Annotated in this window: 23 protein-coding genes and 1 tRNA gene; 7 read left to right on the top strand and 17 right to left on the bottom strand. The window is 58.3% G+C overall.

What is annotated here, in order from left to right; genetic code table 11:
- The first annotated feature begins 4 nt into the window (after nucleotides 1-4).
- Nucleotides 5-1156 carry a glucoamylase family protein gene (locus BLU28_RS13580; protein WP_077986501.1) on the top strand — a complete coding sequence of 384 codons (1152 nt, stop codon included), beginning with the start codon at nucleotides 5-7 and terminating at the stop codon, nucleotides 1154-1156.
- Nucleotides 1157-1260: 104 nt separating this feature from the next.
- On the opposite strand, the gene BLU28_RS13585 is transcribed toward BLU28_RS13580, so the two are convergent.
- The 3 genes from BLU28_RS13585 to BLU28_RS13595 form a co-directional block, all read right to left on the bottom strand.
- On the bottom strand, nucleotides 1261-1962 hold the full coding sequence (locus BLU28_RS13585) for an SDR family NAD(P)-dependent oxidoreductase (RefSeq protein WP_169692150.1): 702 nt from the start codon (nucleotides 1960-1962) through the stop codon (nucleotides 1261-1263).
- A gap of 12 nt (nucleotides 1963-1974) precedes the next feature.
- Nucleotides 1975-2505, bottom strand: coding sequence for a lipocalin family protein (locus BLU28_RS13590; RefSeq protein ID WP_072493660.1), 531 nt, complete (start codon nucleotides 2503-2505; stop codon nucleotides 1975-1977).
- Nucleotides 2506-2657: 152 nt separating this feature from the next.
- Nucleotides 2658-3590, bottom strand: a complete 933-nt coding sequence (locus BLU28_RS13595) for an AraC family transcriptional regulator (protein ID WP_077986464.1) — start codon at nucleotides 3588-3590, stop codon at nucleotides 2658-2660.
- Nucleotides 3591-3725: 135 nt separating this feature from the next.
- On the opposite strand from BLU28_RS13595, the gene BLU28_RS13600 reads away from it, so the two are divergent.
- The 5 genes from BLU28_RS13600 (at nucleotide 3726) to BLU28_RS13620 (ending at nucleotide 8825) form a co-directional block, all read left to right on the top strand.
- Nucleotides 3726-4976: an ABC transporter substrate-binding protein gene (locus BLU28_RS13600; RefSeq protein ID WP_004438056.1), complete on the top strand. Its 1251-nt coding sequence runs from the start codon at nucleotides 3726-3728 to the stop codon at nucleotides 4974-4976.
- Nucleotides 4977-5043: 67 nt separating this feature from the next.
- The gene (locus BLU28_RS13605; protein WP_004438055.1) at nucleotides 5044-5907 is read left to right on the top strand and encodes a carbohydrate ABC transporter permease; all 864 of its coding nucleotides are present in this window, start codon (nucleotides 5044-5046) and stop codon (nucleotides 5905-5907) included.
- Nucleotides 5904-6722, top strand: coding sequence for a carbohydrate ABC transporter permease (locus tag BLU28_RS13610; protein WP_077986465.1), 819 nt, complete (start codon nucleotides 5904-5906; stop codon nucleotides 6720-6722). Before BLU28_RS13605 ends, BLU28_RS13610 begins: the two co-directional genes overlap by 4 nt.
- 7 nt (nucleotides 6723-6729) lie before the next feature.
- Nucleotides 6730-7776, top strand: coding sequence for an NAD(P)-dependent alcohol dehydrogenase (locus tag BLU28_RS13615; RefSeq protein WP_077986466.1), 1047 nt, complete (start codon nucleotides 6730-6732; stop codon nucleotides 7774-7776).
- On the top strand, nucleotides 7776-8825 hold the full coding sequence (locus BLU28_RS13620; protein WP_004438043.1) for an ABC transporter ATP-binding protein: 1050 nt from the start codon (nucleotides 7776-7778) through the stop codon (nucleotides 8823-8825). Before BLU28_RS13615 ends, BLU28_RS13620 begins: the two co-directional genes overlap by 1 nt.
- Before the next feature lie 262 nt (nucleotides 8826-9087).
- Here BLU28_RS13620 and BLU28_RS13625 read toward each other — a convergent pair whose 3' ends face one another.
- The 6 genes from BLU28_RS13625 to BLU28_RS13650 form a co-directional block, all read right to left on the bottom strand.
- Complete coding sequence (locus BLU28_RS13625; RefSeq protein WP_004438040.1) at nucleotides 9088-9762, bottom strand: 4-carboxy-4-hydroxy-2-oxoadipate aldolase/oxaloacetate decarboxylase; 675 nt, start codon at nucleotides 9760-9762, stop codon at nucleotides 9088-9090.
- Between the two features lie 99 nt (nucleotides 9763-9861).
- Nucleotides 9862-10698 (bottom strand): ABC transporter substrate-binding protein, encoded by an 837-nt coding sequence (locus tag BLU28_RS13630; RefSeq protein WP_004438038.1) that lies wholly within the window; start codon nucleotides 10696-10698, stop codon nucleotides 9862-9864.
- Nucleotides 10699-10729: 31 nt separating this feature from the next.
- Entirely contained in the window at nucleotides 10730-11491 is a 762-nt protein-coding gene (locus tag BLU28_RS13635) for an amino acid ABC transporter ATP-binding protein (protein ID WP_022563508.1), read from the bottom strand.
- Nucleotides 11488-12246: an amino acid ABC transporter permease gene (locus BLU28_RS13640; protein WP_077986467.1), complete on the bottom strand. Its 759-nt coding sequence runs from the start codon at nucleotides 12244-12246 to the stop codon at nucleotides 11488-11490. The genes BLU28_RS13635 and BLU28_RS13640 overlap by 4 nt, the downstream gene beginning before the upstream one ends.
- The gene (locus BLU28_RS13645; protein ID WP_004438031.1) at nucleotides 12243-12950 is read right to left on the bottom strand and encodes an amino acid ABC transporter permease; all 708 of its coding nucleotides are present in this window, start codon (nucleotides 12948-12950) and stop codon (nucleotides 12243-12245) included. The genes BLU28_RS13640 and BLU28_RS13645 overlap by 4 nt, the downstream gene beginning before the upstream one ends.
- Nucleotides 12947-13726: an SDR family oxidoreductase gene (locus BLU28_RS13650; protein WP_077986468.1), complete on the bottom strand. Its 780-nt coding sequence runs from the start codon at nucleotides 13724-13726 to the stop codon at nucleotides 12947-12949. The genes BLU28_RS13645 and BLU28_RS13650 overlap by 4 nt, the downstream gene beginning before the upstream one ends.
- 227 nt (nucleotides 13727-13953) lie before the next feature.
- Here BLU28_RS13650 and nac point away from each other — a divergent pair, with 227 nt between their 5' ends.
- The gene (gene nac / locus BLU28_RS13655) at nucleotides 13954-14859 is read left to right on the top strand and encodes a nitrogen assimilation transcriptional regulator NAC (RefSeq protein ID WP_077986469.1); all 906 of its coding nucleotides are present in this window, start codon (nucleotides 13954-13956) and stop codon (nucleotides 14857-14859) included.
- Between the two features lie 44 nt (nucleotides 14860-14903).
- Here the strand turns inward: nac and BLU28_RS13660 are convergent, their stop codons facing one another.
- The 8 genes from BLU28_RS13660 to BLU28_RS13695 all read right to left on the bottom strand — a co-directional run bounded on the left by BLU28_RS13660 (nucleotide 14904) and on the right by BLU28_RS13695 (nucleotide 21435).
- A complete protein-coding gene (locus BLU28_RS13660) occupies nucleotides 14904-16109 on the bottom strand; it encodes a pyridoxal phosphate-dependent aminotransferase (RefSeq protein WP_004438028.1) in 1206 nt (401 codons plus the stop codon).
- Nucleotides 16110-16157: 48 nt separating this feature from the next.
- Nucleotides 16158-16925: a 5-oxoprolinase subunit PxpA gene (locus BLU28_RS13665; RefSeq protein ID WP_004438027.1), complete on the bottom strand. Its 768-nt coding sequence runs from the start codon at nucleotides 16923-16925 to the stop codon at nucleotides 16158-16160.
- Nucleotides 16926-16944: 19 nt separating this feature from the next.
- The gene (locus BLU28_RS13670) at nucleotides 16945-17940 is read right to left on the bottom strand and encodes a 5-oxoprolinase subunit C family protein (protein ID WP_022563504.1); all 996 of its coding nucleotides are present in this window, start codon (nucleotides 17938-17940) and stop codon (nucleotides 16945-16947) included.
- Nucleotides 17937-18644: a 5-oxoprolinase subunit PxpB gene (pxpB, locus tag BLU28_RS13675; protein ID WP_077986470.1), complete on the bottom strand. Its 708-nt coding sequence runs from the start codon at nucleotides 18642-18644 to the stop codon at nucleotides 17937-17939. The genes BLU28_RS13670 and pxpB overlap by 4 nt, the downstream gene beginning before the upstream one ends.
- The gene (locus BLU28_RS13680) at nucleotides 18641-19057 is read right to left on the bottom strand and encodes an acetyl-CoA carboxylase biotin carboxyl carrier protein (protein WP_022563502.1); all 417 of its coding nucleotides are present in this window, start codon (nucleotides 19055-19057) and stop codon (nucleotides 18641-18643) included. The genes pxpB and BLU28_RS13680 overlap by 4 nt, the downstream gene beginning before the upstream one ends.
- The gene (locus tag BLU28_RS13685) at nucleotides 19054-20436 is read right to left on the bottom strand and encodes an acetyl-CoA carboxylase biotin carboxylase subunit (protein WP_077986471.1); all 1383 of its coding nucleotides are present in this window, start codon (nucleotides 20434-20436) and stop codon (nucleotides 19054-19056) included. Before BLU28_RS13685 ends, BLU28_RS13680 begins: the two co-directional genes overlap by 4 nt.
- A complete protein-coding gene (locus BLU28_RS13690) occupies nucleotides 20436-20864 on the bottom strand; it encodes an acetyl-CoA carboxylase biotin carboxyl carrier protein (protein ID WP_077986503.1) in 429 nt (142 codons plus the stop codon). Before BLU28_RS13690 ends, BLU28_RS13685 begins: the two co-directional genes overlap by 1 nt.
- 494 nt (nucleotides 20865-21358) lie before the next feature.
- Nucleotides 21359-21435: transfer RNA gene (locus BLU28_RS13695), tRNA-Met, on the bottom strand.
- Nucleotides 21436-21452: the final 17 nt, after the last annotated feature.

Genomic DNA, 21452 nt, shown 5'->3' on the forward strand with positions numbered 1-21452 from the left:
CCGCATGGGATCAGATGGTCAGCCGATTCACGAAATCACATCCATATCGGGGGTGGGGTTCGGATTTCTTGCGCTCATTGTCGGCGTTCACCGGTCCTGGATTACGCGGCAGGAGGCGATCGATCGGGCGAACCTTATGCTGCGATCTCTCGGCGCGGTGAAACGATTTCACGGCGCTTTTCCGCATTTTGTCCACAGCTCCGGCGGAAAGACAATTCCATTTGCGAAGTTCGATGACGGCGGCGATCTCGTTGAGACTGCACTTCTGGTTCAGGCGCTGATCTGCGCCCGCGAGTTCTTTGACGAGCCGACATCAACTGAAATGGACCTGCGCCGGTCGGTTACCCACATCGTGGAGGCAGTGGAGTGGAACTGGTTTACACAGGGAAAGCCCGGCCCTCTCTACTGGCATTGGAGCCCCCGCTTCGGCTGGGCGAAGAACCTGCCGATTGCGGGATGGAACGAGGCTCTGGTCACTTACGTTCTTGCGGCAGGATCGGCCGCGCATGCAATAAACCCGGTCTCCTACCACTCCGGCTGGGCGCGCGATGGCGAGATCAGAAACGGCGCGAAATATCTTGGCGTCATGCTGCCGCTCGGCGAGCCGTATGGAGGTCCGCTCTTCCTGTCGCAATATTCATTCTGCACTCTCGATCCGCGCGGTTTGGGTGATGTCTATTGCAGTGATTATCTCGAGCAGGTCCATGCCCATAGCCTCATCAACTATCGGTATTGCAGCACCCGTTATGCGCCGGAAGACGGATGGGGTCTATCGGCCTGCGACGGGCCGAAGGGGTATGCCGTCAATTCTCCAACCGATGACCATGGCATCATTGCCACGACGGCTGCGCTCTCCAGCATGCCGTTCCTGCCGGTTCGATCGATACGGGCGGCTGTGCGCTTTCTGCAATGGCGTGACGGCGCACTAAGGGGTCGTTTCGGCCTGATGGATTCCTTCCAGCCGTCTACCGGCTGGGTTTCAAAAACCCATCTCGCCATCGATCAGGGGCCCGTAGTTGCTATGATGGAAAACCATCGCAGCGGCCTGATCTGGGATTTATTCATGAATGCGGCGGAGGTCAGCCGTGGCTTGATCAAGCTGGGCTTTCACACGGACAGGTACCGGCAAACAGATGATCTCCTGGCGTCGCGGTAACGGAGACCTGCCAGTTCCTATGATCGGCTGCAGCGGACCCCGGAAGGTAGAGTTTAATCGCTTGACGGAGGTGTTTGACGCCTCCCTTCGCCGCTGTCACGGCCCTACCACTCTATCCTGCGGCCGTCATAGGCGAAGAACTGCCCTGTCTGGGCGGGCGTAAGTCCATCTATCGTTACCAGGAGACTTGCTGCGGCGTGTTTCGGTGAAAAGCGCTCCCGGCCCTTTGAAAAGGCCTGCGAGAGGTCAGTATCCACCGTGCCCGGATGGAGCGCCACCACGATGGACTGCGGATGGGTACGCGCGATTTCGATCGCCGCGGTTCGGATTATCTGGTTCTGGGCGGCCTTCGATGCCCTGTAGGAAATCCAGCCGCCCAGTCTGTTGTCTCCTATCGATCCGACGCGTGCGGACAGCGAGGCAAAAACGCACCGTTCCTCCCGTTTCAGAAGCGGCGCAAAATGCTTCAGCAGCAGGGCTGGTCCGATCGAATTGACAGCGAACTGTTTGGCCATTTGGGAAGGATCAATCGCCTTGATCGTCTTTTCCGGTCCGACGCCATCGATCGTCAGCGCACCCGTTGCATTAAAGACCAGATCGAACGAGCCGCGCTGATCTGACAGACGGCTGACAGCCCCGGCGACACTCGCCTCGTCGGTGATATCAAGATCACCTCCACTGCGCGAGAGTGGCAGGGCGAGCGCGCAGCGAGGATCTGTCTGAAGAAGAGACAGCAAAGCCCCTCCTATGCCGCCGGATGCCCCTATCACGATCGCCCTGTAACCATTTGCGAGGGAATGCAGCATCGTCAGGGTCCTTTAGCGCTGAGCTGGAAACTCAAGCTTGTTGACGTCGTAACCCAGCTTGCGCGTTTCTGCGATCATTCTTTGAAGTTTGCTTTTGGAGGGAACGCTTCTGGCGTAGATCCACACGTCATCCGTGGAGGGATTGGCGCTGATGAACCACGATTTGTCCGGGGATTTATACAGGACCCAATAGTTGAAAGTGATGAGGAGAGGATAGCGAACCCGCATCTTTGCATTCGCAGAACCGAAGTCCTCTATCTTGCCGACGCCCCTGATGGTTTTCAGCCGGCCCTGCGGAGTGTCGACCCGGCAGCCGTCTTCCACCAGAACCTCGTTTGCAGCCCTGCCCTGCCGGTATGTCGAATAGCCGGCGACGCAGCCGTCCGTGAGCAGCATCGGCATACGGCCAATCTCAAGCCACTTGCCGCGGTAATGATCGCTCCCAACCGGCACCGGCTTTGGGCTGGCGGCGGAAGCGGATTGCGCCGATAGCGCAACCGCAAGCGTTAGCGCTCCGATCAGCTGCTTGACGCCTGTGTGCATGAACTCCTCCTGTTGATGGCGCCCATAGGTCCAGGTATCCGCCCGCCTTTGCGGCATACCCCACAGCGATGAAAGACGAACGCTGGCGGCATAGAACGCATCCGAGTCAGAAAGCGTTGCACAGGCTGGCCCGTTCAGGCCATCGGCAAACCCTATTTCGCTGATGGTCCTGCGATAACGGATTTCGCCCTGATACGAGCGGCCTTTCTGTAGGCTCGAGGTGTAAGCCCCATCTCCATCCGAAAGTAACGATTGAAGTTCGACAGGTTGTTGAAGCCCGCCTCGAAACAGACATCCGTAATCGATGTCTCGGTCTCCGCAAGCAGGGTTCTCGCGCGCCACACACGCACCGAACGGCTATAGTCGGAGAAGTTCATGCCGGTCAGGCGCCGGAAGGCACGCGAAAATGCGGAGGGCTCGAAGCCGACCAGTTCTGCCACTTCCCGCATTTGCGCGGCAGGATTCGATTGCAGTATCTGGATCGCCTGATCGATCCTGCGATGTCTGCGGTCAGACACCTGATTATAAACGGATATGAAGTGTTCGCTGGCGAGCAGCCGCTTCTCGGCGGCTGTTTCGATATCCTCGAGGATTTCCAGAAAAAGGCCCAGTCCGCCGCGGTGTCCTGCCGAATGCAGCCTGAGGATCTTCGCCCCGATAGTGAACGCGTCTTCCCCCAGAACCTCGATCCCGCGTTGCGCCAGGGGTTTCAGTCGGTAGAGCACGTCAAACTCCGGACAGACCGAGCGGACGCCAATCAAGGCATCCGCGTCGAACTGCAGGACCATGTCACGGCCGGGCAAGGCCGGCGCGCCCGGTGTAATCCAGTTATGGGGAAGGTTTGTCCCCGTGAGCACCAGATGCCCCGGACGGAACGAACCGATGTAGTCTCCCACATAAGCGAAGCCGGTAGCATCAGGTATGAAGTGAATTTCCCATTCGGGATGATAGTTCCAGATGCAGATCGGGTTGGGATAGTCGTCCCGGCGGATCAGATAGGAAGCGCCTCGGGGCAAGACGATCTGCTCGCGCGTGGCGGTGAAGGCCTCAGATACTGATTGAGGAAAGTCTGATGCAATACGCATTCATCTGCTCATGTTATGGCGCACAAATGTCAAGATAATACCAGTTCTGTGACTGACGCCAACTAGTTTGCGCCCGTCGCTTGCGCAAATCTGGACGCGTCGATGGCACGGGAGTTGCCACCAAGGGAGGACATCATGACACTCAATGCTCTCCGCGCAGGCTGCGCGGTTGTTGCCCTATTTGCCGCGTCCAGCGCGTTTGCCGCCGCACAATGCACGAGCGACGTGCGTGTTCTGGCACAGCCGCGCGACGGACTGACCCTTCTCGAAAAATATGTCGATGAGTTCGAAGAACTGTCCGGCGCAGGCTTCGAGATCAGCTATCTCAACGAGAATGATCGCCGCGCAAAGTCGCAGGCCGACGCCTCGACAGTCGGTAGCTTCAACGTCTATTACGTTGACGAAGCCAATCTGGCGCTTTTTGCCTCGTCAAAGTGGATCGTTCCGCTCGAAGGCTTTTACCCGGCAGAATACGACTACAAGGACTTCGACGCCGGCATGCGCGCCGCTGCGACCTACGACGGCAAGGAGTGGTTTGCACCGGTACAGGGCGGCGGCGACCTGATGGTCTATCGCACCGACCTTCTGGAAAAGGCGGGCATCGCCCCGCCAAAGACATGGGACGAATATTTTGCCGCCGTGAAGAAGCTGCATGACCCGGCCAATGGCGTCTACGGCACTGCCCTGCGCGGTCAGCGCGGTTCAGGCGCCAATGTCTGGCGCTGGATGCCCTTCTTCAAGGCAAATGGCGGCGAGTGGTTCAAGGATGGCAAGCCTGCCTTCAATTCCGATGCGGCCGTAAAGGCGACCGAGACCTATCTCGAGCTCTTCAAATATTCCGCACCGGGCACGCAGACCGGCTCCTGGGACGAGTCCACCGGCGCTTTCCGCTCCGGCAAGGTGGCGATCATCATCGAATCCGCACCTCTTGGCGGCATGTCCGTCGATAAGGCCCAGAGCCAGGTTGCGGACAAGGTCGCTTTCTCGGTTCCGCCGTCGCCGCTGCCCGGCGCCGGTTACGCCCATGGTTTTGCGATTGCTTCCAAGGCCAACAAGACTGACGAGGAGAAGGCCTGCGCCGGTCTCTTCGTTGCCTGGGCGACATCCAAGGAACAGGAAGCACGCCGCCTCGCCGCCGGCCAGCCGGGCGAACTGACGCGCACCAGCACCTACCAGAGCCCAGAATATGCCAAGACCTTCGGCCAGAACCTTGCCGATGCCATGGCCGCGACCGGTGAAAAGACCACCGTGACCTTCTGGCAGGATGCGCGCTGGCAGGAACTGGGCAACCAGTGGGGCATCATGCTCGAAGAGCTGATCACCGGCAGCCGCACCGATATCAAGGCGACGCTCAACGAACTCGAAGCTTTCGCCGCCAAACTCTGACGCCTCCCAAGCCGTCTGAAGGGCGCGTCCAGTGACGCGCCCCCTTTTCCCCACCCGAGGATCTGCCATGCGCCGCGGCCGCTCGCTGCCTTACGTCTTTCTTGGACCCACTCTCAGCATCCTGATCGTTCTGGCGCTCGTGCCGACGGTCTACGCCATCAACATCTCCTTGCAAAACCGCACGCTGTCTGCGCCCGACGCGGACTACGTCTGGTTTGCCAATTATGCCGCGCTGTTTTCAGATGCACGTTTTCTGAACGCGCTTTGGGTGTCGTTCAAGTGGGAGGTCATCAGCGTCTCAATGACCATGGTGACCGGGCTTGCTCTCGGGATTGCGATGTTCGAGGCCGCAAGCCCTCGCGTACGAAACGTTCTCTGCGTGCTTTTCATCATTCCCGTTCTTTTGCCACGGGTTTGCGCCGCTTTCGTCTGGAAATTCGCCTTTCATCCGCTCTACGGCGCCTTGACCTGGCCGGTCAGGGAACTCACCGGCATTACGCCCGATATTCTGTCGACACCCCTCGGCGCCCTTCTTGCCGTTGCCTTCGTTGATGTCTGGCAGTGGGGTTTGTTCTTTGCAGTCATCATCCTGAAGCTTCTGGAATCCCTGCCGCCGCAGCCGCTGGAAGCCGCACGTATCGATCGCGCGAGCCGCTTCGAAATCCATCGTTTTGTAACGCTTCCGATGCTGAAAGCGCCCTTGATCAGCCTGCTCCTCGTCAAGGCTATCGAGAGCCTGCGTTCCTTCGATCTCGTCTACGTCATGACGCGCGGTGGTCCCGGCATCTCTACCGAGACGCTGGACATGTACGCCTATTCGCAGGGCTTCATCGAAGCCGGCAAGATTTCGTACGCCTCATCCATGGCTGTCATCATGATGGTCCTGACCATTGTCACCTTTACCTTTACGTGGAAGAGGCTGAACCGATGAAAGTCTCCACTTTCTTCCTCAGGATGTTGCTGGTTCTGGCCGCCGCACTTGTCGTGCTGCCGCTGCTTTGGACCCTGCTCAACGCTTTCAAGACCAATGCCGACCTGCTGGTATCGACGCCTAAACTCGTCTTCCAGCCTGTCCTAGACAATATGAGCTATGTGCTCAATCGCCGTTCGGTCGCGCGCGCGCTCACCAACTCGTTGATCATCTGCTCGAGTGCGGTCGTCCTCGGCGCAGTACTCGGTGTGCCCGCCGCCTATGTGATTGCCCGATTCAAGAACAGGATCACGGCGGAAGCGCAGTTTTTTGTCCTGTCGCTCCGTTTCCTGCCGCCCGTCGCGATCGCCATTCCCATGCTGGTCATCTGGCTTGGTCTTGATTTCTACGACACCAGACTTTCGCTGATCGTGACCTATCTCATCGTCACCGCTTCAATAACCATATGGCTTTCCGTGCCGGCTTTTGAGCGCGTCAGCCTACACGTTGAAGAGGCTGCCCGGGTGGATGGACTTGGTCCCTATGCGACGTTCTTCCGCATCGCCCTGCCAATTGCCCGTTTCCAGGTCTTTGGCGCGGTCGCCTTCTCATTCGTTCTTGTATGGAACGAGTTCCTGCTTGCCATGATGCTCACGACCTCGAAGGCGAAGACCCTGCCGATCATCGCGTCGGAAATGTCGCAGCTCGGCATGAACGTGCCGTGGGGCATCCTCAACGCCGCCGTCGTCCTCTTGTCGCTGCCGCCACTGATCCTGCTCGGCGTGCTTGCAGGTGGCCTCAATGCCGCATTTTCCAAGAAAACTGATCAAGGTTGACTGACCCATGAAAGCACTTGTCCTCGAACGTGTCGGCGAACTTTCCCTGCGCGACATCGAAATTCCGCAGCAATTGGGGCCGGATGACGTTCGCATTCGTCTGCATACCGTCGGTGTCTGCGGCAGCGACGTGCATTATTATACGCACGGGCGCATCGGTGACTTCGTCGTCAATGAGCCAATGGTGCTCGGCCACGAGGCCGCGGGGACTGTCATCGAGACCGGAGCCAATGTAACGCATTTGAAGCCCGGCGACCGCGTCTGCATGGAGCCCGGCATTCCCGATCCGAAATCTCGCGCGTCGCGGCTCGGCCTCTACAATGTTGATCCCGCTGTCACCTTCTGGGCGACGCCACCGGTGCACGGTGTGCTTTGCCCCGAAACGGTTCATCCGGCGAGTTTCACCTACAAGCTGCCGGACAATGTCTCCTTTGCCGAAGGGGCGATGGTCGAACCATTTGCCGTGGGCATGCAGGCGGCCGCCCGGGCCAACATCACGCCTGGCGATACCGCGGTCGTTACCGGCTGCGGGACGATCGGCATCATGGTGGCGCTCGCCGCTCTGGCCGGTGGCTGCTCTCGGGTGATCATTTCGGACATTTCCGCGACCAAGCTCAAACTTGCCGAAAGCTATGGCGGCATAACCGGTGTCAACCTGAAGGAGGCCGATCTCGTTCAGACGGTCAATGAGGAAACCGAAGGTTGGGGAGCGGACATCGTCTTCGAATGCTCGGGCGCGCCGGCTGCGGTCCGCGATCTCTTCAAGGTCGTCCGCCCAGGCGGAACGGTTGTTATCGTCGGCTTGCCGCCGGAACCCGTCGCCGTTGACCTTGCCGCAGCCTGCTTCCGCGAATGCCGTATCGAGACGGTTTTCCGCTACGCCAACGTATTCGATCGCGCTTTGGCGCTGATTGCCGCCGGCAAGGTTGACCTGAAACCATTGGTCTCCGGCACCTATGCCTTCGATCAATCGATTGCCGCTTTCGAGAGGGCGGCCGAAGGCCGGCCTGAAGATGTGAAGCTTCAGATCGTGATGAATGGGGAGACGCGTTGATGGCCACCGTCGAGTGCCGGGGAATCCGGAAAGTCTATGGTTCGCTGGAGGTCATGCGGGATTTTGACCTCAAGATCGATAACCACGAATTCGTCGTCTTTCTCGGACCGTCAGGCTGCGGGAAATCCACCATGCTGCGAATGATTGCCGGGCTTGAGGAAATTTCCGGCGGAGATCTTCTCATCGGCGGCGAGCGGATGAACGACCGCGACCCCGGCGACCGGGGCATCGCCATGGTGTTTCAGAATTATGCGCTGTACCCTCATATGAGCGTACGGGACAACATCACCTTCGGGCTCGAGAGGGCCGGTATTGGAAAGTCTGCAATCGATCAGCGTCTTGCACCCGTGGTCGATGCGCTGGGACTTGGCGTCTACCTTGCGCGCAAGCCCACGGAACTGTCGGGCGGACAGCAACAGCGTGTGGCGATTGCCCGCGCCATGATCAAGACGCCGGAAGTTTTTCTCTTCGACGAGCCGCTTTCGAACCTCGACGCAAAGCTGCGGGGCAGTCTGCGTGTTGAGATCGCACGGCTCCACAGGGACCTGAAAACGACGAGCATCTACGTCACTCATGACCAGCTCGAAGCCATGACGCTTGCCGATCGTATCGTCCTCATGAAAGACGGACGGATCGAGCAGATGGGCACGCCTGAAGAGATTTACCAGACACCCCGAACCATCTTTGCCGCAGGCTTCATCGGCACTCCGAACATGAATTTCCTGCAATTGCAGATGACGCCGGAGGGCGTCGGCGACGATCTCGTGAAGTTTGCAGCCCCTGCTGGTCTGCGCTCCGGTGAGGTCACCGTCGGGATCAGGCCGGGATCATTCCGCTTGAACCACGATGCCAAGGCGTTTCGCGGAACGGTTGAGCGCAATGAGTTCCACGGCGAGACACGCCTTATCTGCCTCAAGAATGATCGCCACGAGATCAACATTTCCGTGCCCGCCGAGATACGACCAGCAATCGGCGAAATAATCGGAGTCGAAGTCGCCTCTTCTGATATTCACGTCTTTGATCCCGGATCGGGCCTGAGACTGAATTAACCGTGGTGAGACTGGCCCAGGATGGCGGCGTGCCGCGCAATGGAACGCCTGTGATGCAGCTCAGGCGGTCCATCGGGTTCCACTTTCTCCCATCCATCCGTCGGTCGATCGCCGGAAAAGCACCCGGATTTCAACGAAGTGACGCGGAAAGAGCGCAAAGCGAAAGCGTCGTCGGAATCTCCGACGTGAAACGGCGCGCTGGTCGCCTGCGCCGTTCAGTTGCTGGAGCTTGGTGCACTCGTGGCTTTCGTTGCCTTCCCGGTCAGATATCGACGAGAAGACCTTTGGCCTTCAAGACAGGCTCAAGATTACTGACTTCAATAACGGATTTTCCCTGCTTGTAGGCCTCGATATAGCCCGCCTCGGCATCTTCGCGAACCCGGGATAGCCGGGCGGTTTCCTGGGCGTCTTCCCGACGCACGACCACGAGACCATCGGCATCACCGACGATGATGTCTCCGGGATTGATAATCTCACCGCCAACGATGATGCTGTCGTTCACGGCGGCAATGGTTTCCTTTACAGTTCCCTTGATGCAGACGCTGAGCGAGAATACCGGAAAGCCAAGTTCTCTCAATTGCAGGGTATCGCGGACACCGGTGTCGGTAACCAATCCGCCGATCCCCTTTGCCAGGCAGGCATTGGCAAGCACATCGCCGAAAGAACCGGCTTCTTCATACTCGCCTGCGGAAACGACGATGATATCGCCCGGTGTGGCGTAGTTGATAGCAAGCTGCAACATGATGTTGTCGCGGGGAGCGCATTTGACCGTAAATGCGGGTCCGCACAGCTTCATCCGGTGATCAACGGGTTTAAGCCGCGATGACAGCGCGCCCCTGCGTCCCTGCGCCTCATGAATGGTGGCTGGCGAAAACTGCGAAAGTGCTTCGATGTCGGCCTTGCCCGGCCGCTCTGCTATATCTTTTATGTGGATCATAAGACCTCCCACGGTAAGGCCTGCGGCGAGAGCATCCCGCCGCCTGCAATGAATGTTTCGTCTGGTGGAGTTCTTGCCCGAGAGTAACTCGGGGCAGGATCAGGGAATGGGATCGAACTTCAGTTCGGACAGCGGAACGACCTTGTCGGTGCGGGCCATTTTGTATTCAGTATTCGGGCCGAGCCACTTGTCCCAGATCTTGTTGATCTCGCCGTCAGCATCCAGCTTGCGAAGCACTTCATTGACCTTCGCAGTTAGCTTCGGATTATCCTTCGCCATACCGATGCCGATCGGCTGATACAACATCGGCTCCTCGATCATGCGCATTGGCTTACCCTTGGTTTTGGACTCGTTGACGAACTTGGTCGTCGTCATGGTGTTGGCTACCATGCCGCGTGCCTTACCCTGCTGAACGGCGAGGTAGGCGGAGGCTGTGTCCTGGAACGTCAAGGGCTCTGACTTGTTGAGCTTGATCGACATTTCCGAGGTCGAGCCCTTCGTCGAGGCCACACGCTGACCTTCATAATCGGCCTTCTTTTGTCCGGCATCGTCAACGGGAACGATCAGCATTTCCTTGGCGAGGTAATATGGATCGCTAAACTGGATCTGCTCGGCGCGGCTTTGCGTGTAAGCAAGGTTGGCGACGGTAATGTCGACGCGCCCGAGCTTGACCTCTGGGACACGCGCCTCGACCGAAACCGGCTTGATTTCAGCCTTCACGCCCAGTTCTCTAGCAATCGCATTGCAGAGGTCGACATCAAATCCGGCCATTTCGCGAGTTTTGGGGTCGGGCGCAGCAAAGGGCACAACGTCCGCAAAGGTGGCGCAACGCAGCACCTTGTTGTTCAAGATGGTGTCCAGCTGGTCGGCTGACGCGGGTGCGGCAAGTGCCGTACCGGCGATGATCGCTGTGAGTGTCAGGCATTTCCAGTTCATGTCTCGTTCTCCTCTTATGGTTGATTATGTATCAGTGGCGCAGGTCGGCCAGAAACCGCTGCGCACGCGGATGGCGTGGTGTGGTGAAAAACTCCTGTGGCGTCGTCTTCTCCAGGATTTCACCGGCATCAATGAACCAGATGCGGTCTGCGACATCTCTCGCAAAGCCCATTTCATGGGTGACGCACAGCATGGTCATGCCTTCGGCGGCAAGGCCCTTCATGACGGCCAGTACCTCGCCGACCATTTCGGGGTCGAGTGCACTGGTGGGCTCATCGAACAGCATCACCGGCGGCTCCATGGCAAGAGCGCGAGCAATCGCGACACGCTGCTGCTGGCCGCCGGATAGTTGCCCGGGGTAAGCTCCCGCCTTGTCGGAAAGGCCAACGCGTTCGAGAAGCTGCAACGCCTTGGAGCGGGCAACATCCGCCGACACGCCTTTGACGCGGATGGGTGAAATTGTGATGTTCTCCAGCACCGAGAGATGCGGGAACAGATTAAAACTCTGAAAAACGAACCCGACGCGGCTGCGCAGCAGATTAAGCTCCCTGGTTTTCGTCGCAGCGTGAATATCCTGGCCATCGAGCGTAATTGAACCGCTATTGATTTCCTCCAACCGGTTGACCGTGCGGATCAGCGTGGATTTGCCGGAACCGGACGGGCCGCAGATAACGACAACTTCGCCCCGAGCGACGTCGGCGTCGATATTCTTCAAAACCTGATAGTCGCCATAGCTTTTGCAGACATTAGCAATGCGGATCGTCTGCTGTGTCGAGGATGCTGACGTGGTCATGGCTGCTCCGTGATGATTTTGGCTTGAGCCATTGCTGCCTGTTGCGTGCGGGCCACCACGCCGGCGCGGCGTCTGGCGATGCGGCGTTCGACCGAATTGGCGAGATAGGTGAGGCTCCAGCAGATCGCGTAATAAACGACGGCGAGGATCAGGAAGACCTGGAATGGCTGCGTGAGAAGCTGGTTGTTCACCTGGCTTGCCGCGAACGTTAGGTCTGGCACATTGATGACGTAACCCAGCGTCGTGTCTTTGATTGTCGCGACGAAGGTGGAAATCATGCTCGGGATCATGTTGTACAGCGCCTGCGGCAGAATGATGAAGCGCATCGCGCCCATATAACTGTGGCCGAGGGCTCTTGCGGCATCCAACTGGCCTTCCCCCACGGCTATGATCCCTGCTCTTACGACCTCACTGAGGAACGCTCCCTGATAGACGACCAGCGTCACCAGCATGATCATGAAGCTTGGCACGTCCGCCCCGGTCCAAAGCGGAAAAAGGAAGTAGGTCCACAGGATGAGCATCAGCAGCGGTACGCCGCGGGTAACGTAAACGAGCGCCGTGACCGGCCACCGCAACAGACGCCATTTGGACAGACGCGCAAGCGCCATGAGAATGCTGACGGGGAACGCCAGGACGATGGCAAGCGCCGACAGGATGACCGTATTCGCAAGACCGCCCAGCGGACCGTTAGGATACTGGCCGATCAGCAGCAGCAACCAATGATCTTGAATAATGGTAATGATGTCGCCGATCATGCGCGGGCCCTCGTCGCGGGATCGAGCCGCATGGAAAGATAAGCGCCGGCCGCCATGATGAGCAGTGAAATCGCAAGGTAGAGCACCGTCCCGACGAGGTAGATCTCGAACGTCTGGAAACTGAGATTTTCGATTTCCTTGATGGCGTGGGTCAGTTCAGACGCACCGATCACCAATGCCAGACTGCTGTTCTTGAAAAGCGAGACGCTATGATTGATAAGGGGTGGCAAGGCATTCCGCACCCCTTGCGGCATGATGACGAAACGCATCGCAGACAGATAGCTGTGGCCGAGCGCTTTTGCTGCCTCCATCTGGCCGGGGCCGACAGAGCGGAGGCCGGAACGCAAATCTTCGCTGAAGTAAGCGGCCTGACAGAGGCCAAGTCCCACAACCGCAAAAATCGACTCTGCATTATGATTTATTAGCCAGTTCGATAGACCCGACGGGAGCAGGGTGAATATGCCGAAGTACCACAGCATGAGCTGCACCAGCGTCGGGACATTGCGGTGATACGACACATAAGCCGCCACGAGGCGGTCACCGAAACGGAAGGGTGAGAACCGGATGCACAGGAGAATAAGCGCCAGGGCCATGGCCAGCGACCACGACCCAAAGAAGATGACAAACGTCATCTCAAGACCGTGCGCCAGCATTCCCAGATATTCGGGATTGCTGAGTATTGCCGAAAGATCAAAGCCGTTCACGGCTTTTGCTCCCCGGCGTTGCGCGCTTCATTGACGTCCTGCGGTCTGGCCGTCTGCAGACCGCCCATCACCTGCAGGGTGGGCGTGATTTCCATATGGCCGATATTGACGGCAACCGGTGCGGCGATAGCAAAAGCAATCGCATCCGCAATGTCTTCCGGCTTTGGCAGTTCGAAACCGTCGATGAAGCGTTCACGCACGCTCGGGTCGTCGCCATGGACATGATTGAAGATATCTGTCGCAACGCGGCCGGGGCAGACTTCTGTTACACGGACGCGTTTGCCGAATGCGTCGATCCGCAACTGGTTCGACAACATGGCAACGCCCGCCTTTACCGCATGATAGGTGGAATTGCCGCCGAAATTGTAGTTTCCGGCAATCGAGGAAATATTAATGACGTGCCCGCGGTCACGATCCACCATGCCGGGCACCACCAGCCGGCAAAGATGCAGGACGGCACGAAGGTTTACATCGACAAGGAGATCGATATCTTCGGCGTCGGCCTGAAGAAATTTTTTGGGCCGATCGACACCGGCATTGTTGACCAGAATGTCAAACTGCACGGTATCGACAAGCGCGCTCATGGCGGCGCGATCGGTGACGTCGATGGCGTGCGCTACACAGCCAGTGCGCTGCGCCAGATCGTGGAGAGCAGCGGCGCTGCGGGCAACCGCGTGAACTTCGATATTTTCCCTGCGAAGTCGTTCAACGACTGCGGCGCCGATACCGGAAGAAGCGCCCGTGATGAGTGCGGTCTTGTAGTCGGAGAAAGGCATTATGATCCCCTTTTTGTTGTCATGGACATTAGCGAAGCTTTTTGTGCTTGCCTAAGACCGATTACTTTTGAGGTAATAAGCAAGTTTTATGGAGTGTCTGAGAGGCCTTCCTGTTTGAAGTATAACAACGATCCCGGAGTCTGCGCTCTTTCCTCCGAGGCCGTGGCCACATTGCAAATCAGGGGATTGGATGTAAGCTGCTTCGACAACAATACAGTCGCATCAGCATGGACATCAGACGCTTAAAATCCTTCATCGTAATCGTTGATAGCGGCAGCATCACCCGGGCGGCCGACATCTTGCATCTCGCCCAACCGGCACTTAGCCAGCAGCTTGCAGCGCTGGAGGATCACTTCGGCCAGAAACTGCTGATCCGCAGCCAACAGGGCGTCACCATGACGGATGCGGGTCAGGCCGTGTATCGACATGCACAAATCATTCTGCGCCAGATGGAACAGGCACAGGCTGACGCCGCGGCGGCCGGCACCTCGATTGCCGGACGCGTCTCCGTAGGTCTCGTGCCTTTCAGCAGCGCAGCAACCCTTTCAATTGACCTGCTCGCCGACACCCGGAAGCGGCATCCGGGCATCCTCATCCACCTGACGGAAAGCGTCGGGCAGGCATATAGCCAAATGATCATGAACGGCCGCCTGGAATTGGCGTTAATCCACGGAACAGGGCCCATCAAGGGGGTAAAGTTCCAGCCCCTTCTCACCGAAGAGTTCTTTCTGGTCGCCCATCGCGATTTTGGATTCGATGCCGATGCAAAGCCGGTGCCCATCGCATCGCTGGACGGTATGCCGATGCTGATGCCACCGATCTACAATTTCGTCCGTCGCGCCGTGGAAACTTCGTTCACACGAAGCAGGATCAATCTCAAGGTCGTCGCCGAAATCGAAACGGTGAGGACGCTGGTCCAGGCTGTCGCCATGGGTCTAGGCGCAAGCATCATGCCCAAGGCGATTGCCGATCGGATTGTTTCCGAAAGCAATCAACCGATCGTCTGCCGGCCATTATCACCGCGGATCGAAGAGACATTGTCGCTCTGCATGTCCGACCAGACCTCGCTGTCGGAGCCCGCCTTCGCCGTGAAGGATATATTGATGGAACTGGCGGAGAAACTGAAGCTCTGACCGCCGGGCTCGTTGCCCCGCAGAGCGGGGCAACGGCATCGTGATTACCGCATGTCGTGGCAAAACTGCGCAATGCGGGCACATCCCTCCTTCAGCATATCCATGCTCGTTGCATAGGAGATGCGGAAATAAGGGCTCATGCCGTAAGCCGCCCCCTGGACAGTGGCAACGTGGTGTTCATCAACCAGTGCCATGACGAAATCGACATCGCTTTCAATCTTTCGGCCACCCTTTGTGGTCTTGCCGATGAGGCCGGCCATGTTCGGATAAAGATAAAAGGCGCCTTCCGGCCTGTGGCACCGGAGACCGTCAATCGCCGCCAGGTTGCTCAACACGAAGTCACGGCGTTCACTATAGATGGCAGCGCGTTCCTTCAGCAGATCCTGCGGGCCGTCCAGTGCGGCAATAGCCGCAGCCTGCGAAACGGTCGCGATACCGCCGCTATTCTGCCCGTTGACATTGCTGATCGCCGAAATCAGCTCCCTGGAGCCGCTGGCGCAATAGCCCAGCCGCCAGCCGGTCATCGCATAGGCTTTAGAAACACCGTTCATCGTCAGAACACGATCGTAAAGGCGGGGCTCTACATCGGCGATGGTACCGAACTCAAACCCGTCATAGACAAGATGCTCGTAGATGTCGTCAGTCAATATCCAGACATGCGGATGCCGCAACATCACATCGGCAATCGCCGCCATCTCGCGCCGGGAGCAGGCCGCACCCGTCGGATTGTTCGGAAAGTTCAGGAGGAGCCATTTGGTCCGGGGAGTGATCGCGGCTTCCAGATCCTCCGGACGAAGCTTGAAACCCGTTGCCTCGACACAGGGAACGGCCACCGGCACGCCGCCTGCAAATTTGACGATGTCCGCGTAGCTGACCCATGACGGGCTTGGGATGACAACCTCGTCGCCGGGATTGCAGGTTGCCAACATCGCATTAAAAATCACCTGCTTACCTCCGCCCGATACAATGATCTGGCTGGCATCATAGATAAGGTTGTTGTCGCGCTTGAACTTGCGGGCAATCGCAGCCTTCAGCTGCGGTGTACCGTCCATTGGCGGGTATTTTGTCTGCCCACTCAGTGCGGCCTCATGCGCCGCCTCGACTGCGTGTGCGGGCGTCGGAAAATCAGGCTCGCCGGAGGAAAGGCTGACCACCTTTATACCCTGCGCCGATAGTTCTCTGGCGCGCTGCGTCATGGCGGCGGAGGCGGAAACGGAAACGTTTTTCAGTCGATCGGCTGTAGAGGGCATCAGGGTGATCTTTCACTGGGATATGGAACCGGGGCCACGTAGAGCCCATTAGGATGCAAGTTCGGAGGCTGGCGCGAGAATGGCGCCAGAGGCGAGGATTTCGCTGCGCACAATACCTGCAAGCTCCAGCGAACCCGGCGTGTCGCTATGGACAAGAATAGAGCGGGCGGGCATGGGGATGATTGCGCCGTCGATTGTTTCGACGGTCTGCTCTTTCAGGAAACGCCGAACGCGGGTACGCACCGAAACCTCATCCTTCACGAGAGCACCAGGAAGCCCGCGCGCGACGAGGCCGCCTTTGGCGTCATAGGCACGGTCAGCAAGAAATAACGCAAGCGTCTTCAGACCGGTGCGCCTGGCAGCGCGATCGATTTCGCTTCCCGGCGTTACGAACACCACGAGCTTCGGGTCTACTGAAAAAACCGCACTCATCATCACATCCGCCAGCACCGGGTCACGATTGACCATGTTTCCCATTGCCGCATGGAAACTGAGATGACCAACGGTCATGCCCTCGCCCCGCGCAATAGCAATGAGCGCGCCAAGCTGGTAAAGCATCTGCTGACGCAGCTCATCCGCCTGGAAAGAGATTTCGCGCCGGCCGAAGCCGGCCCTGTCGGGCAAGCCCGGATGCGCACCGATACCGACGCCGTTCGCCTTCGCCAGTCGAACCATCCGCGCCATGGTATCGTGGTCGCCTGCGTGAAAGCCGCAGGCGATATTTGCCGATGAAACCAGCTTCATCATCGCCTCATCATCGCACAGCCGGTAGGGTCCAAAACCTTCGCCCATATCCGAATTGAGATCGATCTTCATCATGGTTTCTCCGATTTCGTCAGGCCATCGCTTTCAAGGCACGCTTCACCATCGGCGCAGTTTGCCTGATATCCTCGATATACGCGGCAACCGCCTTCTCCACCCTGCGCGCTTCGTCATGGCTCGACCTGACAAATCTGATCGTCGCGCCGGGCCGCGCCTGCCCAAGCCGCCAGAGATCTGCCTCGATCACACCGGCGATTTTCGGGTAGCCACCGGCAGTATTCGCGTCACTCATCTGGATGATCGGCTCACCGCCAGGTGGAACCTGAACGACACCGGGCACCACACCATGCGAGCGCATTTCCACCGTCATAACGGGCTTAATCGGGTCGCCGGTTAGCCGATAGCCGGTACGATCGCTCCGTGAGGAAATACGCCATTCCCGGCCCCAGAAGGCCTCTGCGTCTTCGCCAAAAAGATGGTGCTCGCCGGCGGGGATGGCACGGACCTGCAGCACACCTTCGAGGACAGGGGGAAAGGCATCTGCCATTGCCCGCAAGGGCGTCACCGCAGCAAGTCCATCCGTGGGCAGGGGCAGCCCGTCCCCGTCCGCGCCCAACAGCAGAATGTCGCCCGTGGTCAACGATCTGCCTTCGACACCGCCGAAGTTGCCCCGCAAGGCAGTGCTGCGCGACCCCATCAACAGCGGCACGTCCACGCCACCTGCGAAGGCGATGTAGGCACGCGCCATCTTCGGAGGGTGGCGCAGTTCCAGAACGTCTCCTCCATGGGCCTGCCGGGCAGACCAGGACAACTGCTCTTTTCCGTTAAGCAGATAATTACCGTCTGCCCCGGTGACCGCGAATACGCTCGGTACTGTAAAGCGCAGCTTGAACGGAAAAGTCTGCACCTCGACGGTGGCGGAGCCAGCCGGATTGCCAACGAGGATGTTACCGATGCTGGCAGCGAGTGGATCCATCGCGCCGCCAGCCGAAACGCCGATATCCCGAAAGCCGGGGCGGCCGAGATCCTGTACGGTGTTGAAGGGACCTGTCTCGACAATCTCCATCATAGCTCGATCCTTTCAGGAATGAAGCGAACAATATCGCCAGGGGCGAGCAGTGCCGGGGTTGCCGAAGCCGGATCGAACATCTGCAAGTCGGCATAACCAATGGAATTCCAGCCATTGGGACCCGTCAGCATTGCCACCCCAGTCTGCATGCCCCCTATCGTGACGCAGCCCTTTTCCATTCTGATTGATGGCACCGTCTTTCTCGGCATGTAGATCCGGGCGTCCAGACCATGGAGATAACCAAAACCCGGAGCGCTCCCCAGCGCGAAGACGCGATACGTAGCCTGATGATGAATGCGGACGACCTCCCGGTCACTTAACCCTGAAAAATCGCAGAGGGCCGCGAGGTCGGTCGCATGTTCCCCGCCATAATGAACGGGAATCTCGTGCGTTTTACCCGCGAGATCGAGAGCTGTCGCATTGTCCCACGCATCGAGGAGGCGCTCTACAATGGCCTGCGGATTTTCGGGTGTGTACTCTAGAATGGTCAACAGGTTGGTCATGCCTGGAATGACCTCAGCCACCTCAGGCCAGACGCCCACCACCCGGGACAACGCCCAGATCAAACGCTGCGCAGGCAGGTCGAATTCACCCGGCGCCTCGAGAAGAAAAGCCCGCGAGCCGATAAACGAAATCCTGGCCTGTCCCGCTGCAAGGGGCCGAACCTCATGGCGCGACGAGAGGTTGTGTGATGGAACGCTCATGACTGAAGCTCAATTTCGAAAAGGGGGTCTCCGAAGCCCACGAGCGCACCATGCTCCGCAAGCTGACGGGTTACGGTACCAGCCCGACCGGTGGTAACGGGAACAAGGATGTGGCCAATGCGGACCGAGCCCAACGCCTGGCCGATTTTTTTGTTGGATATAAATGGATCTTCGCCATCGGCTTCAGATGCGTGAAAATGGCCGGCAATCGGAGCTTTGACGACGGCTCTGGATGGTTCGGTTTTCTGTGAAGGCAACGTCGCTGAAGGCTTCGCCGCCTTGCCGCATGAAGAAACGACAAGGCGAATTTCGCAGCCGGGAGCGCTGATTTCCAAGCCGTCTACCCTGGCATCCGCCAGCATCTCGGTCAGCGCCGCCAGAACAGCCGGATCGGTAAAATCAAGCTTGCTCATGATGCGCTCCAGGCTTCAAGCCATTGCTCAAGATAATGAATGTCCGTTTCCCCTTCTGAAAAACCGGGATCCCGAAAGAGGGATTGAAGAAGAGCTAGATTGCTGGAGATACCGTCCAGGCGCGTCTCGGCCAGCGCATGCCTCATCTTCGCCATGGCCTCGGCGCGGCTCGGTGCATGCACGATCAGTTTTGCGATGAGAGAGTCGTAATAGGGCGAGACGCGGTAGCCGCTGTGGATGTGTGTATCGACCCTGACGCCGTCCCCTTCGGGCCACGAAAGATCGGTGATCACACCGGCGGAAGGTAGAGCTGTCTTTGGGTCCTCCGCGTTGATACGGCACTCGAAGGAGTGCCCTTCGCAAACTATATCTATCTGGCGCAGCGGTAGCCGCTCATCCTGCGCGGACCTAATCTGCGCCTGCACGATATCGATGCCGCTCGTCATCTCAGTGACGGGATGCTCAACCTGAAGGCGCGTATTCATCTCGATAAAGTAGAACTTGCCATTTTCGTAGAGAAACTCGAAGGTGCCGACCCCGCGATAGCCAATTTGTCGACAGGCTTTCACGCAAGCGAGCCCGACGGGCTCGACGATCTCCGCGGTGATGCCCGGCGCAGGCGCCTCCTCCACCACCTTCTGGTGGCGGCGTTGCATGGAGCAGTCGCGATGGCCGAGCCATACAGCGTTACCATACCTGTCGCACAATACCTGGATTTCGATATGTCGTGGATGCAGGAGGAATTTTTCCATATAGAGGTCGGCATTACCGAACGCCTGCCGCGCCTCTTCGCGTGTGACAGTGAACGCCTCATTCAACTCACTTGGGCCATGTACCACACGCATTCCCCGCCCGCCGCCGCCACCAGCGGCCTTGATGATGACGGGGTAGCCGATATCCGCAGCAATCTGGGAAACAAGCTCACCGTCATCGGGCAAAGCCGCGTCAGGGCCGGGCACACAGGGAACGCCTGCAGCGATCATTGCACGCTTTGCGGCAATCTTGTCTCCCATCGTCGCAATGGCGCATTCATCGGGGCCAATGAAGACCATTCCCGCATTCTCGACGACCCGCGAGAAAGCGGCGTTTTCAGAGAGAAATCCATAGCCGGGATGAATCGCGTCCGCGCCGGTAAGGCGGGCCGCGAGGAGGATCGCGTCCCTATTGAGATAGCTCTTGCTCGCATTGGCCGGGCCGATACACAGAAAACCGTCTTCCGTCTCGCTAGAGGAGGCGTTCCTGTCCGCTTCCGAGCAAATTGTGACTGTCTTTAAACCCAAGGCGTGGCAGGCTCGGCGAATCCGAACGGCTATCTCCCCACGATTGGCAATGAGTACTGTATCGAAGAGCGGGCGGGGAACGGCAGAATTCTCGCGCATCAGGCGATCTCCGCCAGAAGTTCATCTACGTCTACCTCGCCACCATCCGTGGCAGTAAGGTAAGTAACGCGGCCCGCGCATGGCGCAGCAATCTTATTGAAGACTTTCATCGCTTCGATAATGAAAAGTGTCTGTCCCTCTTCCACCGTGTCGTCATGTTCCACAAAGGGACCTTCGCCTGGAGCGGGAGCGCGGTGGAGAATGCCAAAAACCGGCGCGCGGATTGCCCTGCCCCGAACGGTACGTTCTTCCAAAATCTGCGCGATAGACGGTTGCACGTCCTCGTTCTGTCTTTCTGGCGTCGCTTCAGCGACGTCACCTACCGTTTTGAATATGCGCACCGTGACACCGTCTTCTGTCACGAACAGACTACTAACGGGCGACTTTCCAACAAAATCGATCAATGTTTTTATTTTTGGCAGGTCCATTATCATACTCAACAGCGTTGGGAGCCGCTTGATCGGACCACCGGGCATGGCGGGTCGTCATCGGCACACATGCCAACTTACGCGAAGGACACACCGATGGGGTCAAAGGAATTTTTGATGGGTGACAGGAATTCCACGTCGCTGTTCGAGTTGGATCGTAGTCCACCGCGAAGGCGACAGAGGTCTGAATCATTGCGGGTTGCAGAGCGGAGCCGCTGTCCCGGTCAAAATTTCGGAAGACCCGCGCTTTTTAAGGATTGACGCGGGAGACCGGCCGGATTGCTTGCCGTAAACAATTCAAGTCCTATTTAATGCACCATCTCGCCCGCTGCCGCCTACTCATCTGACATCCGCTCGTCCCATTCCGGACTCGCCAGCGTCTTGATATTAACCTGGTCGCGCGCACAGGCATGCCGGACCATTCGGCCGACTGCATCCACTTTCCGGATGCAGTGAGACTATGCTTTATCTGTTTTGTCTTTGGATTGTTGTATTGGTTGCGGGGGCAGGATTTGAACCTGCGGCCTTCAGGTTATGAGCCTGACGAGCTACCGGGCTGCTCCACCCCGCGTCCAGCGCATTCGGCAA

The organism is Agrobacterium pusense (assembly GCF_900102105.1).
GTDB classification, from domain to species: domain Bacteria; phylum Pseudomonadota; class Alphaproteobacteria; order Rhizobiales; family Rhizobiaceae; genus Agrobacterium; species Agrobacterium pusense.